Source organism: Candidatus Syntrophosphaera thermopropionivorans, assembly GCF_004353895.1.
Classification (GTDB): Bacteria; Cloacimonadota; Cloacimonadia; order Cloacimonadales; family Cloacimonadaceae; genus Syntrophosphaera; species Syntrophosphaera thermopropionivorans.
The window spans coordinates 1-18,784 of record NZ_SMOG01000025.1 but is presented as its reverse complement, the minus strand read 5'-3'; the positions used below and the strand labels follow the sequence as shown (position 1 = coordinate 18,784).

The following is an 18,784-nucleotide window of genomic DNA, read 5'->3' as shown; positions in this document are numbered from 1 at the left end:
TCTTTGCCATCCCAGACTATCTGATAGGTCCCTGCTGCCTTACTCTCATTCACTAAGGTCCGAATTAACTGTCCTCTCGCATTAAATACACTTATCTTCACCTGTCCTGCTTCCTTCAATCCATACTGTAAGGTAGTACTCGGATTAAATGGATTAGGATATACCTTGCCCAAATAGCTATCTACAGGAATGATATTAACACTGTCCTCATTATTTGTATCGCCTGTAGGATTGTTGACTATCTCTATATCCTCATTTTCACAACTACGAGCGGTCATATGTCCTAATCCTAAACTGGTATCATTGCCTACCACAGAAAAGACCAAGGTCGCTACAGTGCCATTACCCTCTATCAGCTCATCTGCACCTAAACTTGCTCCAGAGATAGTCACCACTCCATTCTCATTGGTATAAAGCATCAATCCGTTCTCAGACCAGATCTCTCCACTCGCTACATTTAATAACTGTAATCCATTTCCATAAGCAAGTGGTATGTCTAAACCCTTAACAAAACCCGTATTACCATCAAGAACTAAGCTCACGGTTAACTGTTCACCGATATACTGGCTATTCATCGTTATCGTGATAGGCTGTGTCTCAGGAATATTACGAGGATAATAGTTGTAATTTGTATTATTATAGTTCATCGCAAATATCATTAAATCCTCTATATCAATCTTGCCATCAGGCATTGGACGAGAACGCCGTGCTCTATCCGCCGTTGGTCCTACATCGCAAATAAAATGGAGATTTGAATCTTTCTTATTGCTCCCCCAAACTAAGGAAAGGTAATTCATATCATTAGCATCTATAAGACCATAATTATTATACACATCACCCAACCAATAGGAGATAGATTCACGGTAAAATGGTTTTTCAGGAGCAGCACTCATCTGACCATTATTAGATTCTGCAAATAAAGTAAAATAATAATAACCTCTTACCATCTCAGGAAAAATGTAATTATTTACAGTTAACTGGTTTGAAGTAGGTATACGAGCTATTTTCTTCCAACCTAACGGACTTGGTCCCTCAGTATATGGATCTATATCATTTATTATAATATCTTCATCAATTAAATTTACAGGATCATAATAAGGATAAGGATGGGTTTCTATACCATTTATCTCTGAATAATCCAGTGCCCAGATATTGATATAAGCTGGAGGGTCATTTTCATCATAACTCCATTCCAAATCTATTGAAGCATTACTATTGGGTGTAGTCAGACATTTTATCCAGCTTAACGCTGGAAAAGGTACAGTAGTAAAACTCCAAATAGGAGAATGAAGTTCCATACCATTGGAATTGTAAGCAGTAACTGACCAATAATATGTAGTAGAATAATTAAGAGGTGTCATAATAGAGTAGAAAGTAGTATCTACTTCAGCTATTAATTCAGTGGGTGGATTATAGGTACCAAAATAAATTTTATAACCTATTATTTGATCTCCCGTAGAGGGAGGTTGCCACTCTAAGGTTGGAGTTAAACTTACATTATTTTCACCATTCATTGGTGAAATCAATACTGGCATTCCTAAAATTGTATTAATTTCCAGTTGTACCGAATTAATTATAGTAGAAATACCTTGGACTCCTTGACCTGAATTTGGATTTGCCGGATTTATATTTTGATTAGCAGCATGATAAATTCCTCTATAATTTCCACTATTAAATGCTCCCCAAGATACCGATGCTTTCCCTTTGGTGTTTTCATATATAGCTATAACTAAATTGGAATCATTATTATAATAAAATTGTGTATCCAACGGAATTTCTATCCAACCACTTTCTGAAGTAAGAAAGTTTGTAATATCACCTGAAAAAACCTCAGTAAGATTATTAATTGGAATCCAATCTTCTGAAGAATTGAATGATTCCTTACTTGTATTACCCATATAAATTACCCAGTTTTCAGGATTTGAAATATAACCTGTGGGAATATAATAGAATTGTAACTTGGAAATATATCCATTAATATTTATTTCATTATGTAAATAGATTTGCTGAGTATAGGAATAATGATATCTATTACATATGGGAAATTCTTGGGTAGATATCAAATAAGTCCCAACTGATACTGTTTCAGACCATATAAAATGAGCTGTAAATAAGATACATAGTATTAATAAAATTTTAATTTTTATCTGTTCCATTTTATTATATCACCTTATATTTAGGTATTGATTAATTCGTGCGAGTACATTAAACATAATTTAAATACGAACCTTCATATTTCATTTTTTGCTAATATATAGTGTTATTTATCAATATATTGTACTCAATTTATCAAATAAATTATATAAAAGCAGAACCATATATTTTGCCTCTATATAGGAGTCAAGAAAAACATTTTTTAGGTTATTTTCCTTCCATTTATTATATTTGAATTAATTCTTTACAACTACGCTGATTATAATGATAAAGTTGATACCTTTTTTACCTAAAGATGTATAACCTAATCAATGTTTTCTTAACATTATTCTAAATTCATTAATATTGGTGATTCAAATCCCATTTGTGATCGGATAGTTGCTAATTTTAAGAATAATTTTATCATAAAAAGAATAATAAGGATTAAAACAATAAAAAATCCCTTTACGAAAATCACTATTTCCAGGAAATAGCTTTTACCTTACAAGGAGGAAAGATGCATATCTGGCAAAGATGGCTTTTGCCTTGTCTGATACTGATTTGTTGCCTAAGCAGTTTATTTGCTGCAGGTGAGACTATATATGAAATCCGGGTGGAAGGGAACCGAAATGTGCCGGAACAGTTGATCCTATCTTCTTTTTTATTGAGGACAGGGGATCCTTTAGACCCCGAGAAGGTAGCTCAATCCATTCAGCAGATATACAAAATGGATATGTTCTCAGATATAAGGGTATACAGTGAGCCCTATAAATCAGGAGTGAATCTCATTATACAAGTAGCAGAGAATCCAGTTTTGGCACATCTGGATTATGAAGGCATAAAAGCGATTAAGAAAGATAGATTGGATGAATTGATTCAAACTCGCAGTGGCACTTTCTGGAACGAATACAAGAAGCACGATTTATTAAGCAAGCTCAAAGCGGAATATGAAAGCAAGGGATTTGGTAATGCCAAAATAGAGATTCTGGAAGAACCAACTGAAGATGGCAAAGTGAAAGTAAAGATAATCGTTGATGAGGGTAAGCGCCTTTCCATCAAAGAAATCGTCTTTGTGGGGAATGAGCATTTTGATGACAAGACTTTACTGAAAAGAATGAAGACCAAACCAGCAAGTTTACTGCGTTCTGGTCGTTTTGTAGAAGATAAATTTGAGGCAGACCTGAAAAGTCTTTCCGATTTCTACAAGAAGAATGGTTTTATTGATGTAAAAGTTGGACCCTACGAACTTCGTAAGATAGGAGATAAATATCTGGAGCTGGTGCTAAATATTCAGGAAGGTGCACAATATTTACTTTCTGGTATAACGGTCACGGGAAATGAGCACTTTACTACAGAAAAAATTTTGAGCTGTTTCACTTTGAAATATAATGAACCCTTTGACCAGGAAAAATTTGATACTCAACTGGCAAATGTTTATTCGCTATATTTTGACGAAGGTTTTATCTATACTTATATAGACCAGGAGATTCAGAAAGAAGGAAATCGGCTCAATATAATTCTAAAGATAACAGAGGGAAATAGAGCTAGAATCAGGCAGATTAATATCACTGGCAATCGTAGAACTAAAGATAAGGTAATAATCAGGGCTTTAGAAATAGCGCCAGGAGATTATTTCCGTCAAAGTCAGGTCATACGTAGTCAGCAGAATATTTATAATCTTGGCTTCTTTGAGCCAAACATAAAGTTGGATTACACTCCTATCAATAGCAATGGAGATATAGACCTGGAAATCAATGTTACCGATAAACCCTCTGGCGTTGCCAATGGTGGCGTAGGCTACAACAGTGCAGATGGCTTCATTGGGCAGCTTTCAGTTAGTATGGGTAACATTATGGGCAATAATTGGTCCAGCAGTTTAAGCTGGGAATTTGGACGTTATACGGAAGATTTTCAATTTAGCTTCACCAATCCTAATTTTTTGGATACTGATCTTCTTCTAGGAACTTCTGTTTATTATACTACTAAGGACTGGAGTTCTTTCTATTATAAAATCTATACTCGTGGTGCAAGCATTCGGGTTGGAGAGTATCTTCCTTTTATTGATCGCACCCGTCTACTGGCTGGCTATTCCATCTACTCCAAAAAATATCGCATAACCAATATGAATATGATTATGCAGGATCCTGAGAACAATGCCACTTTAATTGAACTGGATTCTCTGGATTGGAGATACACCAGTTCAGTTAATGCCACCATAAGTCGGGATAGCCGGGATAATATTTTCTTCCCAACTAAAGGAAGCCAATTGACACTCTTTTCGGAAATAGCAGGCGGAATTTTAGGTGGAGATTTTGATTATTTCAAGCAGATTGCCCAGGTGAACTGGTATATGGAATTGTGGTATAAATTTGTTCTTAGAACAAAATGGCGTTTTGGGTATATAACTCCTTATGGAAGGTCAAATGATGCTCCTCCTGATGAAAAGTTCTATCTTGGTGGAACGGGAGTAGATGGCATTAGAGGTTATCCAGACCGTTCCATAGGACCAAATGGTGGAGGTTCAAGAGAGATTATCTTTTCCACCGAACTGGGATTTCCTATAGCGGGTGACCAGATAATAGCTCTGGCATTCTTTGATGCTGGAGATAGCTACAATAAATTAAGGACTTTCAACTTTATGAATATGAAAAAAGGAATCGGATTGGGCATTCGGATCCAAAGTCCCTTTGGTTTAATTGGATTTGATTATGCTTATAATCTTGATGAAGACCACTGGGAACCACATTTACAGATAGGGACCACATTTTAATGCCATACAGACATATTTTTGGTCCAGTCCCATCACGAAGATTAGGGATATCCTTAGGGGTGGATGTTATCCCTTACAAATATTGTCCCTTAAATTGTGTTTATTGCGAAGTCCAACGCACCAATCATTTAACTGTGCGCAGGCAGAAGTTTTTCCCTCCAGAAGAAATCATTTCCGAAGTGAGAGAAGTTTTATCAACTAATCCAAAACTGGATTATGTCACTTTTTCTGGTGCTGGTGAACCAACTCTTTATAGCAGAATTGGAGATATTATTCTCAGGATAAAAGAAGAATTCCCTCAATATAAGCTGGCATTATTGACCAATGGAGTTCTTTTAAAACATCCTACGGTTCGCAAAGAAATCCTTCCTCTGGACCTTATTCTTCCTTCTTTAGATGCCTGTCATCAGGATACTTTTGAGAAGATAAATCGTCCCCATCCTTCCGTTAAGGTTTCAGATTTAATTTCTGGTCTTATAGATTTAAGAAAAGAATATTCCGGTTTTATCTGGCTGGAAGTATTTATTATTGCCGGACTGAATGATTCTGAAGAGGAACTGGAATGTTTAAGTAAGGCACTAAACCGAATTCAGCCAGATAAGGTGCAATTGAATTCTCTGGATAGACCAGGAGCAGAGTTCTGGGTTAAACCTGCAGGCAGCAGAGTTCTGCGAGAAGTGCAAAGATTCCTGTCCGAACGAGTTAATATGCCAGTGGAAATAATAGCCAGAATACCTTCTGATAAAGATGAGTTGATAATTCCTCCTGAGATAGAACAAAAGTTTGCTACACTTCTTAATGACCACCCTTCTACCCCAGAGGAAATATCTAAAGCTTCAGGTCTTCATATCAATGAAGTTAGTCATTATCTCCGTCAATTGCATTTAGAACATAAAATTAGTATAAAACAGGGGCAAAAAGGGCCCTTATTTGTATGGAAAAAATCCTGAATACGGCAATAGTATGTGCAGCAGGTTCTGGAATCAGAATGGGTAGCTCAGTTAAAAAACAATGGCTTCCATTAAAGGGAATTCCTATCATTATCCATACATTAAAGAAGTTTTTCAGCTCATCCATTATTCACAATATCATCATTCCTGCTCCTGAAGAGGATCTGGATTTCTGTCAGGAACTTATTGCTAAATACTTTCATGATTCAGATAAGCCCTGGTTAGTTATCCCGGGAGGTGTGGAAAGGCAGGATAGCATTTTTGCAGCTTTACAGCATTGTCCAGGTGACACAAATATGGTTTTTATCCATGATGCGGTGCGTCCCTTCATAACAGAAGAACTTCTGGACAAACTTTATGATATAGCTCTAAAAGAAAAAGCGGTAGTACCTGTAACAAGGATTAAGAATACGGTTAAGAAAATTGCAAAAGATTATATAGTAGAAACTGTCCCCAGAGAGAATCTGGTTCAGGCATTAACTCCTCAAGTTTTTTCCTATGAACTCATAATGTCTGCCTATTTCAAAGCCTATGAGGATGGTTATATCAGCACAGATGATTCAGCCTTAGTAGAATATTATGGAGCAAAGGTAAGATATCAGTTCTGTTCTGAATTAAATTTAAAAATCACCGATGAGCTTGACCTATTTTTCGCAGAAAAGATAATAGAAAACAAGCTGATTTAATAAGGAATTTTTCTATGCAAAAATTATTGAGAATATACAATCAAATATTAGAATACCTAGCCCGAATAATAGAAAATATTCATATCCCTTTATTTTTGCCAGGGATAGGATGCGGTGTTCTAGGGTTGGCATTGCCAAAAGTTTCACTTCATATGGGAGAGTATGCTTCCAGGTTACTTCGTTCTCTAGAATATAGAGGTTATGATTCAACTGGAGCAGCATTTCAAGGTGAAGATGAAAATATCATTTTACTCAAAGATGTAGGTGCACCGAGCACTTTAGTAAAAACTCTGGGAATAGAAAAACAAAGTGGTAAGCTTTTCTGTGGACAGGTGCGTTGGGCAACTTTTGGAGCAGTAGATAAAAATAACGCTCAGCCGCATCAAGTAAAATGTAAACGCCATCTATATGGTGCGCATAATGGAAATATAACTAATACACCAGAGCTTAAAGTCTGGCTTACTCAAGAAGGACATATAGTTGTTTCCGATAACGATGGAGAGATGCTTGTTCATACAGTGGAACATTTTTTTGATATTGAAATGGATAGAGCAGGCAATCCAACGGAAAAAGAAGCTATAAAAATCTGTATGCGTCAAGCCCTTATCAATACAGGTGAAAAGCTGATCGGTTCCTATGCTGCAGTTATAACTGAGCCAATTACACAAACAATGTGGGCAATGAAAGCTGGCAGCAGCCTATATTTTGGTTTAGGACAGCTGGAAGGAATGCCTTTTGCCCTGGCTTCATCCGATCTTACTGCAGTTTTACGTTTCACTAAAACCTTAGTCAATCTTCGCGAAGGCGAATTTATAGAATTCAATTCTGATTACTATCAGGTCTATGCACAAAAAAACCTTAAATTCAAAAGAGTGAATGCACCAGACGAGGTATACCTGGCAGGAGATAAGATTCCTAAACAACCTGTCCTTTCTAAGCTGCGGGCAGAAGATGTAGAGCTGAAACCAGAATTTGAATACTATATGGAACAGGAGATTTATGGGCAGGTGGAATCAACCGGTAAGCTGGTAAAGTTATTCCAGGGAGGTTCAAATTCCGGTAACCATATGCTGGAATTGCTGAATGAAGAACATCTGACCGACTATTTTATACAGAAAATGAACGAATTGCTGAATGAACAAGAGCTTGAGCCAAAATTAGAGCTGTTTAATTCCATTTTAAATTCAGCTGAATTTGCTCAATTATTATCAGCTGCTCAAATTTCTTATCCTGCCATCTTTGAAGTTGCCGTGAGAGAGGATTTTGAGAATAAATATTTCTTCTCCAATGATAAAAATACCTTCATTGATCTGATAGGAAAGGAATTTGATATCCGCCGAATGTTTCTCGCTAAGGTATTTGATTCCTTATCGGAAGCAAGCAGTGTGGAAGAATTTGAGCATAGTGTGCAGGAATTTCTAAAATTGATAAAAAATACGGTGCAAAATAATCGTAATGCCTATACTATCGCTTGCGGAACAAGTTTTCATGCCACGAAGATAGGTGCACTTTTCTTCAATGAAATAGCTGGTGTAGAGATTATACCTATTCTACCAGGAGATTTTAGGGGCGAATATTCCAATTGCATCAAGGACAATGACCTCATTATTGGCGTTTCGCAATCCGGAGAGACCAAAGACCTGATAGATATCTTCAACGATATTGAGGCTAAGAATTTGAATATCAAGAAGGTGGTGCTGGTCAATAATCTTAATTCTACTCTCGGACAAGAAAAAGGTGATCTCGCTATCCAAATTCTTTGTGGTCCCGAAATTGCCGTGCCTGCTACCAAAAGTTTTATGAATCAGATAACTTTGCTTTACTATCTGGCGATTAGAACCGCTAAAATGAAATTGGAAGAACTGCAAACATCTGTTAGTGAAGAACAAAAACAAGAACAACGGGAAAAACTGAATCAGCGTGAACAAACCCTTGCATATATTCCCTCTTTAATCAATGAAACCCTGGAAAACACTCCTGATATTATTGATGCTATTGCTGCAAAAATCTATATGGAACCTTCCATACACATTCTGGCAACTAAGATTAGTGGCGTGGCAATGGAGGGTGCCTTAAAGATTAGAGAGACCGTACTGAATCATTCTGAAGGTAGAGAAGCTTCGGAATTCAAACATGGTCCTAATACTATACTCGGTAAAAACACGGTTTTTGGCGTAAAAAGTGTCCGTAATTTTACCCGTAATTTCAACGATGTTTTAGCCAATGTGGATGAGATAGCGGAAAGACGAGGTATATCACGTGCCGATACCCGTAAAATTAATAAAGCTCTGGTGGATTATATCTTCTGGGGCACCATTCCTTTTAATCTTTCTCTTGAAGCAGATAAATTATTTAAAAATACCATAGCCCAGAACGATTTCTTCAGTACCTTGTATCGTCATTATCCACTTATTTATGTTACCGGACCAGACAAAAGAGATGTTAATCTCACTATTTCTCAAATTAATACTCATAAAATACGCGGAGCAGACACCTATGTGATTGCAGAAGAAAACGAGCAACTGCACAATAATGCAAGTGAAAATCCCCATAAGGGCAAATATTATGGCTGGAACTATGTGATTTTACCTAAAACTGGAGATAGTTTATTAACCTGTTTTTCTGCTTCTGTGGTGCTGCAACTTCTGGCATTAAAGATGAGTGTTCGCAAGATGAAAAAACTGGATAAACTCAATGTGAAAGACCATGGAGTGCATCCAGATGTTCCTAAAAATGTTTCTAAATCTATAACGGTTGATTAAAGTTTATGTTACGCATAGGTTACGGTTACGATGTGCATCGTTTAGTAGCTGGCAGAAAACTGATTTTGGGAGGAGTGGAAATCCCTTTTGATAAAGGATTAGAAGGTCATTCCGATGCTGATGTGGTCCTGCATTCAGTTATTGATGCACTTTTGGGTGCATTATCTCTCGGTGATATAGGTTCACATTTCCCTGATACTGACCCTCAATATGAGGGCATTGATAGTCGTATCCTTCTTCAAAGAACTTTTTCTCTGGTGCAAGCAGAAGGTTATGTCCTTAATAATCTGGATTGCACTATCTGTGCAGAAAGACCAAAACTTCAACCCTATCTTGATAAGATGCGTGAAAATTTGGCAAAGGATTTAGCCTGTGATATATCGCAAATCAGCCTAAAAGCTACCACGGAAGAAGGTTTAGGAGTGTCTGGTAACGGTGGTATTTCTGCCACTTGTATCTTATTATTGAGGAAGCAATGAAAGCTATTGGCGTTTTTGGATATCATCATACCGGGAAAACCACTCTTGCTACAATGCTTATTTCAGCCTTAAAAGAGAGAGGATATGAAGTTGCTGCTATTAAGGATATTCATAATGAAAACTATCATTCAGATAAGGAAGGTTCCAATTCCTGGCGTTTAGCTGAAGCAGGGGCGAATCCTGTTTTCGCTAAAGGACTGTATGATGCAGCTTTAATTTTTCATCCCGCTCCAGAATTACCCGATATGCTTCATTTTCTAAATGCCGATTGGTTGGTAATAGAAGGTTTTCAAGAAGCTGCTCTACCTAAAATTTTATGTGCGGAAAACCTCGGTCAAATAGAAGAACTTTTTGATCCTACCGTTATTGGCATCAGTGGAGAAATCTCACAAACTTTACAGAACTATCAGGATATACCTGTAATAGATTATAAGACCGATTTTAATAGAATCCTGAATCTTGTTCTGGAAAAAGCATTTGATATTTTACCGCAAAGTGACCCAGAATGTTGTTCTGCTTGTGGAAAGACCTGTTATCAAATGACTATAGACATCCTTCAGGGTAAAGCAAAGCGAGAAGATTGCGTGCTGGATAGCAAAAATTCCATCTCTATTAGCATTGGTGGCAAACCATTGACTATTGTGCCTTTCGTGCAAAATCTTTTCCGAGATACCATCATCGCTATGATTTCCAATCTTAAAGGGGTTAATCCTTCTCAAGATATTGAAATTAGGATAAAGGGTAAAGATGACTGAACTCTTTAATGAACTCTTTGCCAATCAAAATCCAGAGTATGTGAAAATCTGGCAAAATTCCGTAGTGGGTATTGCTGGAGTCGGAGGTCTGGGCTCTAATATCGCTTTTTCTCTCACTCGTGCTGGAATAGGAAAACTTATTATAGCCGATCCAGACATTGTTTCCACTTCAAATTTGACCAGGCAGCAGTATTTTTTGAATCAAGTGGGTCTTCCGAAAGTAGCAGCTCTAAAGGATAATTTACTGAATATCAGTCCTTTCACTATGGTGAATCCCTATCCACAAAAGATTACACCTACCAATCTTTCTCTCATTTTTGGTAAGGTGGACATACTTATAGAAGCACTGGATGAGGCTGAAGAGAAGCAGATGCTTATAGAAAATTGGCAACAACTCTATCCTGATAAATACCTTATTGGCGCTTCTGGTATAGCAGGAGTAGGAAAAAACGAACTTATACATATTGAGCAGATAGGGACACTTTTTCTGGTGGGAGATGGAATCACCGAGATAGAAAATGGAGTGTATCCTACTGCTGCCAGAGTGGCTGTAGTTGCTAATATGCAGGCAAATCTCTGCCTGGAACTTTTGCTCCAAAAAGGAAATTGATTATGCCAACAATTACAGTTAATGGACAAGAAATTCCCTGGGAAGAAGGAATGACCATAAGAACTGTCCTAAATAAAATGAATTATAGCTTCCGAATGCTGGTTATCAAAGTAAATGACAAACTGGTAAAAAAAGAGGACTGGGATAGTTTCCAGGTGCCTCCGGGAGCAGATGTCAAAGTTATCCATCTTATCAGTGGTGGTTGATTCTTACCTCTCTTTTTAAATCATCTTTTTATGACAGAAACTCTTTCCTTGCTTGAGGTCTATAATATTTTACTGAATTTCCAAGGTCCACAACATTGGTGGCCCGGAGAAACTCAAGATGAAATCATTATAGGTGCTATTCTCACTCAAAATGTGAGTTGGAATAATGTGGTTAAGGCTCTTAATAACCTTCATTCTGCCGGAATTTATACCTTGAAAGAACTTGATGCTCTTTCGGTTGAAGCTATAGCACCTCTCATTCGGTCCACACTTTATTATAATCAGAAAGCATTGAAACTCAAGACTTTTACTAATTTCCTCCGGGAAAGATACCAATTTGACCTCCAGCAGATGTTTGCCGAAGACCTAAAAACTCTGCGTTCAGAAATGCTAAAACTGAAGGGACTAGGTCCAGAAACTGTAGATTCTATCTTGCTTTATGCTGGTTCAAAACCTGTTTTTGTGGTAGATGCTTACACTATCCGTCTTTTAACTCGCTTGGGATTCACCGATAAAAAGATGAACTACTCCCAATGGCAAGAATTTATTACCGAAAGAATTCCCCAAGATGTAGAACTTTATAACGATTTTCATGCCCAGATAGTCAATCTATGTAAGGATATTTGTCGCAATAAACCCCGGTGTGAAATTTGTCCCCTTACCTTATATTGCACTTATTATCAGCAAAATAAAGAAAATCCTGTCACTTCTTCTTAGTTTTTACGATAATTTTCTCTCCCCTGCCTTTAAATATATAGCTAATGCCTTACTCATATTTAATTTATGTCCAGTTTCGGACATAAGCTGGACATGAGTTGGACATGAGCTGGACATAAGCTACCCATCTGGAGGCAAGAAATTGGAATATGATAACCGGAATTTTTATCCTGTTATATCATTCTAACATCAATATACAAAAGGGGTTGGATAAAGCATTGAAAAAAGGATTGCCCGAGGATATACTTGACAGAAATTCTCATTTTATTTTTCAATTATCTTATGATAAATTACGCTGATCTATTTTAGTAAATGCCCGCTCTGGCAAAATAGACAGTTTAAGGAGGTCAAATTGGGGTCTAATAATTATACCCTTTTAAATGTTCCCTTCAGTAGCAATCTGATAGATTATGCGTTAACGCAGGTTTCAGATAGATGTATTTTTGTTTTCCCCAGCAGGATATCTGCTGAAAAAGCACGAGAAAAATTCTTGCCAAATTGGAAATTTGAAGCGTGTGAATTCATTTCCATTGAGGATTTTAAGGATTGGTTAATTCTTCCTTCAGAACCACCCTTAACCGATGAAAAACGTTTACTTTGCCTCTATCAAGCACTCACTTTAGAGGATAAAAAGTTTTTCAAGTTTTACACTTACTTTGATTTAATCAGTTGGGGTAATAATTTCTTCCAATTTTTTGAAGAGCTAAACGATGAAGATATCATTCCAGAAGAGATTGAGAATAAAATAGATTTGCGGGAATGGCAGCAAGATTTTCTGGCTAAAATTTTAAATATACGAGAAAATTACCAAAAGCTACTTGAACAAAAAGGGTTCACAGACCCTATATTTTATCGTAAAGCTTCCCAGCTAAAGATACCATTTTCCGGTTATAAGGTCATTTGGGTTAATCAATTTTACTATTCTAAACTGGAACTTGCCATTCTCAAAGCCTTAACTGAATCAGAAAATGAAGTGGTAATCATCTCTCAAACAGAAAATGTTGATTTTAATCCTCAAAACAGAAAAATTACTTCTTTAAATCTGGAAAATCTGATTAAAGATGACTATTTAACTCAACAAATTAAGGTAATAGAAACCGAAAATGAAGACCAGATGGTTATTTCTTTTTGGGGAAAACTTAGTAAAACCCAAAATATAGAAGGAACAACTGCTATAATTGATAGCCATTACTGGGATAAACACTATCGGAATTTAATGAATCCAACTCTTTTTGACTTTAGCAACTCTATTAATCTAATAAATTCCAGCCCTTATCAATTCTTGAATATCTTAAAAGAGCACTTGCAAGCTCTCACTACCCTTTCTTTTGAAGGGAAAGAAATAACAGCTCTTCCCATCAAACTAATGCTTGATGCAGTAGGAAATGAAAGTTTTGTACATTATTACTTTCCAAAGGATACAATTCAATCTAAAGAAGAACTGCTAAATGAATTGACCACTTTGAGGAAAAAAGATGTCTACTGGCTGGATAAAAATATGAATTGCCTCCAAGTTTTTCATACTTCCCCCCATTTTAATAAATTAACCTCTTTAGTGGAAAATCATTTTTCTTTGCTGGAAGAAATCGCTAAAATAAATAGCCCCGCTGATTTGATTAATCTGATAGATACTGAAGAAATGTCTATTGGTCTGAATATTAAAAGGATGTGTAGTGAAAACGAAATTCTTCATAGCGACCTTTTAGAGCAGTTTTATCAAAGAATAGCTAATTTTGCCAGTACCGATAATCTACAATTAGTTCAGGATTGGAATTCCTTCTTTGCTTCATCGGGTAAGGATTTAGCTTTAAATGTCTTCCAACTTTTTCTGGATTATCTTGAAAATGCTGGTTATAAATTCTTTTATGAAATTGATAAAGAAAATAATCCTATTACTATCACTAATACTATGGATTCACGCAATCTACGCTATGACAATCTTGTTATCTTTCACGCCATTGAAGGTGAATTTCCCTCTGCTCCCAAACCTGTCTGGCTATTAAATGAAGCTCAAAAAGGTCAACTTGGTCTTAAAACTTATAATGACTTGCGTGAATGGGAAAGATACTATTTTTTCCGTCTGATTTTGACCTCCAGAAATGTGCTTATTTACACCTATCGCAATAGTGAATTGGATATTGAACCTGGAAGCTTTGTAACCGAACTACAACATTTAAATGAAAACCACAAACTTAATGAGCTTGAGTTTGATTGGGTTTCCTCAGAGGTCCCTCTTAGTAAGTACTATGATGCAAGACAACAAAAGTATTCTTCTGGTGAAAATAATCTTTTAGCCTCTTATCCTGATTATCTATTAAATAGAGAAGAAAATCCCCAGATTGATGAAAAAGAATTCTTTATTCTTCCTTGCGAACCTACGAAGGATTTTGGAGAAAACTTGGAACTCACCTGTTCTTATTACAATCTGCAGCAGCTTCTGGATAATACCTTTGTCTGGTATATACAATGGATACAGCAACTTCAAGAAATAGATTTTAGACCTAAGGATACGGTTTCAGCTAAAATAGTTGGATCCCTGGTTCATAGATTTATTTCCGATTTGCTTTCACCTTTTAACGGAAAGCCTTGCAAGATTGAAGAACTTCAAGAATTGTTTTATCAGCCTGTGACAACGCTGGCTGAATATTTTAGAGACTTATTCACTTCAAAAGATTTCTTTTTCCAGCTACCTCAAAATTATAGCCTTAAATTCCTAAAAGATATCTATACCAATTATCTGCCTCTATCTATGCAAAGTTTCTATGAGGATTTCTTATCAACTAATTTAGCTGATAAAGTTTTTACTTTATTCGCTGAATCAGGAATATATGATGATAATTTAACTCAAGAACATCTCCTACCTTTACCTCCAGATAATCAAGAATCAGAAATAAAAGTAATACTTCGAGGACGACCAGATTTAAGAATTGAAACTGATGATAAAAAATTTATCGTAGATTTCAAAACGGGAAGAAATCCAGATAAGGAACAGTTATATTTCTATGAATGGCTATATTACAGATGGCAACAAGAAAATATGGACATCTATTCCACTTTCTGGATTATTAGTGATAATGAAACCAAAGAAAAATCAAGCTATGATACGGCAACGAACTGGAGAAATACGATTTATGAGACTCTTCATAAATGTAGCACTGAAGGATATAAATTACCCAAGACAGTAACTCAACTCAAACAATTGAAAAGAATTACTCGGGCTGACCTTTATCGTCCTAACCAGGGAGGAAACAATGAATAATTCTACTATTAAAATTATTAAAGCCAGTGCTGGAACTGGCAAAACCTACCGTTTAGCAGTTGAATATGTTAAACTCGTACTTCAATATGGAACAAATATAAATCTGGATTCTATCCTCGTCCTCACTTTCACCCGCAAAGCTACTGCCGAAATTAGAGAAAGAATCGTTGAACATCTTGAGCTTTTAAATTCTACTAAGGATGAAGAAAAAGAAGCGAAATTGGCTCTTATTATTGCTATTTTTGGCGATGATAATAAGACCGAATTGAATGATATAGAAAAGAAAAACTTACAAGAAGCTCTGCAAAAAATCAAGACTGACCACCAACAACTTCAGGTTATGACTATTGATTCCTATATCAACAACATCTTCCGCAATTTAGTCAATCCGCAAAAAAACTATGGAGATTTTGAAATAGATGATGATATCGTAGAAAAAACCTTACCCTTACTCTATCAATATCTTCTTAGCTCCAATTTAGAACTCTACCAAAAAGTAGAAAATCTTCTCAAAGCCAGAGTGACTTCCTCAATTGATAGATATAATTCATTTTTCCAATCCCTTATCCAGAACCGCTTAATGTTACACTTAATCAATGTAAGCCAAAATCACTTTGATCCCAATTCTTTAATGTATCTCTGTGAGCACGATGAAATATGTGAAGAAAAGACTAAAGAAAGTTTATCAATAATTAAAGAGAGAATGATTGAACATATCAATTCAATAGGAAATAGTAACCCTACGGGTAAAAATAATGCTCCAGTTTTATTTACCGACATATTTAATACAGATTTTAAAAAATCTTTTCACCCTTTTCCTTCAGAACTTGAAACATTAATAGCTGAAATTGATAAATTATTTTCTTATTCTAACACTGAAAAAGAAAAAGAAGAGATAAATCAAAGATATAAAATGTTTAAAAACATTCTATCTTTAAAGAGTAAAGACAGTTATATCTATAGTGGCGATAAGTTTAGAAAAGGCATTTATGATGATATTAAAATTCAATGGAAGAATGATTTTAATTCATTATTAGAAGCAATGGCAGAATATTTCTTATATACAAAGTTTATTCCTGAACAGCGTTATATCCTCAGTATCTGGAAAGAAGTTTTAGAGGAATATGACAAACTACTTTATAGTAACAAGAAGTTAACCTATAATGATGTCTCTTGGCTCACTCTGAACACTCTTTTAAAAGGTGATGAGGAAAGAATTGATTGGGATAATAGTGAGATTGATAATGAATTCTATTTCTTTTTGACCCATCGCACTCGCTATCTTTTTATTGATGAATTTCAGGATACTTCACTTTTGCAATTCTTTATTCTAAAACCTATTATGCTGGAATTGAGTTCAGGAGAAGGTTCGGAAGAATACGGAAAAGTGGTTGTGGTTGGAGATGAAAAACAATCCATATTTAGCTGGAGAGGTGGTGAAAGAGACTTGTTACTTAATTTAAAAGATATCCTGCCAACTATAGATAAATCTTCTGGAGTAGAAGAAACACTTGAAGAATCTTATCGCTCCAGTAAAGCAATGATGGACTTTATAAACTATGTCTTTTCTAATGAAGCACTTATTCAGGACTTAAAAAAGAAAAATCTGGATTGGGAATATAACGAATGTAAAGCAGCAAAACCCCAATGTTATCCTACTAATATAGAACTATTTCTCCAACGCTATTCTTCTAAGAATGAAAATTTTAAATTGGATAAGGTTCAAAGAGAATTTATTCAGAATTTCATAAAACCTGCCTGGGAACAAAATAAAGATAATAAAGATTATACTATGGCTATTCTTTGTCGCACTAATCCACAATTGGAAACTTTTCAATTACTTCTGGAAGAAGCTGGAATTGAAAGCATCTACCAACCCAGCAGTCTGATTACAGAACATAATTATGTTTATCCGCTAATTTCTTTACTGAAATTCATTAATTATAAAGACTGGTTAGAGTTCCTCACCGTTCTGCGTTCTAACTATATTATGCTAAAAGCTGAACCCTTGAAGAGAGTTATAACTATTATAAGCCAATCTTTAAAAGATTTCACCGAACCAGATTTTTCTGAATTTCCTGTAGTACAGACCTTATATGAATTTCACAGCAAAGACAGGGATAAAATATCAGATATTTGTCAGGATTTTTTGGACTTATTCTTATATAATAAAAAGCTCTCTGAACGAGATTATATTAATATCAATGCTTTTATGGCTATACTACAGGACTATGAACTTAATAATACCGATAAAGCTAAATCCATCCCTGCTTTTCTGGATTTCCTGGACGATAACAAAGCTCAAGATTTTATGAAACAAGTTCCCTTAACTGGAGACATACCTTTGCAACTTTTAACCATACACAAAGCAAAGGGACTGGAATTTGACCAGGTATTTGTCTTCTACGACCTTTCCGCTTCGCATAATCCTGAAAGCTATAACCTTTCTTTATATCCAAAATATAAAGATAAGACCTTTGAAAAACTCAGTGATATCGGTATCACCTGCCACTACGATGACATCCTTAAATATTCCAGCAAAAAAGAATTGGTTGAATTAGATAGTAAAAAAGAAATGCTGGAAGAAATGAATACTCTCTATGTAGCCTTCACGAGAGCAAAAACTTCCCTGACTTTATGTATGGCTTATGAACATAAGGATGGTTTTGATCATTTGCTTAACAATAAACAAGACAGTGATAAGTACTTGCCTATACTTCTTACAAAAATAGTCCGAGATTTCTTTACTTCTAAAAAGATTGAACCTATCGGACCAGATAAAAATATCTATAAATTCCCTGTTGGAGCTGAAACTACTCCAACACCTAAAGAAGAAAAGGAATTAAGTAAAGAAAGGTTATGTGCTTTAAATTTAACAAATATCCTACCACCTAAACAAGCATATCCTTTTAAAGAAACCGTTGATACTTCTAAAAATAAGTACCTAAACTGGAAAAGTATGTGGCTGGAAAATCGCAGCAATCTCTATGGAAACCTTGCTCACTACTATCTCAGCTTCCTGAAATATAATCTTCCTGAAGAACATAACTATGCTTTAAAACAATGTATTTTAAAGTATGGCACTCTCCTCACTCATTCTGAAATAGAGGAAAAAATCAATTCCCTGAAAAACAATCTTCCTATCTCAGAATTGTTCCCTCCCGATTATGATAAGGTCTTCACCGAATTTACTCTCTTCTCTGAAGGTAATCAATATCGCATAGATAGATTGTTAATTGATACTAAACAAAAAAGAGCTCTAATTCTGGATTATAAAACTGGGGTAACAAAAGAACAAGAACAATTGGAACACTATAAAAATGCATTATCTAAATTGCCTGCTATTAAAGATGGCAACTTTAGTATAGACACCAAATTTATTTCGTTAACATTATAGTGCTCTCTTTCTCTCCTAAATTGAAAGCTGGAGATTTACTCTCCAGCTTTCTTAATTTAC

The 18,784-nt window shown here is 35.6% G+C and carries 12 protein-coding genes; 11 read left to right on the top strand and 1 reads right to left on the bottom strand.

The window, feature by feature from the left end; genetic code table 11:
- Positions 1-2,156, bottom strand: a 2,156-nt coding sequence (locus E0946_RS06400) for a cohesin domain-containing protein (RefSeq protein WP_133201645.1), incomplete at its 3' end; no start/stop codon positions are given.
- A gap of 494 nt (positions 2,157-2,650) precedes the next feature.
- Here E0946_RS06400 and bamA point away from each other — a divergent pair.
- The 11 genes from bamA (at position 2,651) to E0946_RS06345 (ending at position 18,724) form a co-directional block, all read left to right on the top strand.
- Entirely contained in the window at positions 2,651-4,903 is a 2,253-nt protein-coding gene (bamA, locus tag E0946_RS06395) for an outer membrane protein assembly factor BamA (protein WP_133201644.1), read from the top strand.
- Positions 4,903-5,853 (top strand): radical SAM protein, encoded by a 951-nt coding sequence (locus E0946_RS06390; RefSeq protein ID WP_133201643.1) that lies wholly within the window; start codon positions 4,903-4,905, stop codon positions 5,851-5,853. Before bamA ends, E0946_RS06390 begins: the two co-directional genes overlap by 1 nt.
- Positions 5,838-6,539, top strand: a complete 702-nt coding sequence (gene ispD / locus E0946_RS06385) for a 2-C-methyl-D-erythritol 4-phosphate cytidylyltransferase (RefSeq protein ID WP_133201642.1) — start codon at positions 5,838-5,840, stop codon at positions 6,537-6,539. The genes E0946_RS06390 and ispD overlap by 16 nt, the downstream gene beginning before the upstream one ends.
- A gap of 14 nt (positions 6,540-6,553) precedes the next feature.
- Positions 6,554-9,301 carry an SIS domain-containing protein gene (locus tag E0946_RS06380; protein ID WP_133201641.1) on the top strand — a complete coding sequence of 916 codons (2,748 nt, stop codon included), beginning with the start codon at positions 6,554-6,556 and terminating at the stop codon, positions 9,299-9,301.
- Between the two features lie 5 nt (positions 9,302-9,306).
- Positions 9,307-9,780: a 2-C-methyl-D-erythritol 2,4-cyclodiphosphate synthase gene (gene ispF, locus E0946_RS06375; protein ID WP_133201640.1), complete on the top strand. Its 474-nt coding sequence runs from the start codon at positions 9,307-9,309 to the stop codon at positions 9,778-9,780.
- On the top strand, positions 9,777-10,535 hold the full coding sequence (gene mobB / locus E0946_RS06370) for a molybdopterin-guanine dinucleotide biosynthesis protein B (RefSeq protein WP_133201639.1): 759 nt from the start codon (positions 9,777-9,779) through the stop codon (positions 10,533-10,535). Before ispF ends, mobB begins: the two co-directional genes overlap by 4 nt.
- Entirely contained in the window at positions 10,528-11,145 is a 618-nt protein-coding gene (gene thiF, locus E0946_RS06365; RefSeq protein WP_133201638.1) for a sulfur carrier protein ThiS adenylyltransferase ThiF, read from the top strand. Before mobB ends, thiF begins: the two co-directional genes overlap by 8 nt.
- A gap of 2 nt (positions 11,146-11,147) precedes the next feature.
- Complete coding sequence (gene thiS, locus E0946_RS06360) at positions 11,148-11,351, top strand: sulfur carrier protein ThiS (RefSeq protein ID WP_133201637.1); 204 nt, start codon at positions 11,148-11,150, stop codon at positions 11,349-11,351.
- Positions 11,352-11,381: 30 nt separating this feature from the next.
- Positions 11,382-12,068 carry an endonuclease III domain-containing protein gene (locus tag E0946_RS06355; protein ID WP_133201636.1) on the top strand — a complete coding sequence of 229 codons (687 nt, stop codon included), beginning with the start codon at positions 11,382-11,384 and terminating at the stop codon, positions 12,066-12,068.
- A gap of 352 nt (positions 12,069-12,420) precedes the next feature.
- Positions 12,421-15,327: a PD-(D/E)XK nuclease family protein gene (locus E0946_RS06350; RefSeq protein ID WP_133201635.1), complete on the top strand. Its 2,907-nt coding sequence runs from the start codon at positions 12,421-12,423 to the stop codon at positions 15,325-15,327.
- The gene (locus E0946_RS06345) at positions 15,320-18,724 is read left to right on the top strand and encodes a UvrD-helicase domain-containing protein (protein WP_133201634.1); all 3,405 of its coding nucleotides are present in this window, start codon (positions 15,320-15,322) and stop codon (positions 18,722-18,724) included. The genes E0946_RS06350 and E0946_RS06345 overlap by 8 nt, the downstream gene beginning before the upstream one ends.
- Positions 18,725-18,784 lie beyond the last annotated feature (60 nt).

Coding starts and splice junctions, on each gene's coding strand:
- bamA (WP_133201644.1), top strand. CDS start 2,651: ATGCATATCTGGCAAAGATGGCTTTTGCCTTGTCTGATACTGATTTGT.
- E0946_RS06390 (WP_133201643.1), top strand. CDS start 4,903: ATGCCATACAGACATATTTTTGGTCCAGTCCCATCACGAAGATTAGGG.
- ispD (WP_133201642.1), top strand. CDS start 5,838: ATGGAAAAAATCCTGAATACGGCAATAGTATGTGCAGCAGGTTCTGGA.
- E0946_RS06380 (WP_133201641.1), top strand. CDS start 6,554: ATGCAAAAATTATTGAGAATATACAATCAAATATTAGAATACCTAGCC.
- ispF (WP_133201640.1), top strand. CDS start 9,307: ATGTTACGCATAGGTTACGGTTACGATGTGCATCGTTTAGTAGCTGGC.
- mobB (WP_133201639.1), top strand. CDS start 9,777: ATGAAAGCTATTGGCGTTTTTGGATATCATCATACCGGGAAAACCACT.
- thiF (WP_133201638.1), top strand. CDS start 10,528: ATGACTGAACTCTTTAATGAACTCTTTGCCAATCAAAATCCAGAGTAT.
- thiS (WP_133201637.1), top strand. CDS start 11,148: ATGCCAACAATTACAGTTAATGGACAAGAAATTCCCTGGGAAGAAGGA.
- E0946_RS06355 (WP_133201636.1), top strand. CDS start 11,382: ATGACAGAAACTCTTTCCTTGCTTGAGGTCTATAATATTTTACTGAAT.
- E0946_RS06345 (WP_133201634.1), top strand. CDS start 15,320: ATGAATAATTCTACTATTAAAATTATTAAAGCCAGTGCTGGAACTGGC.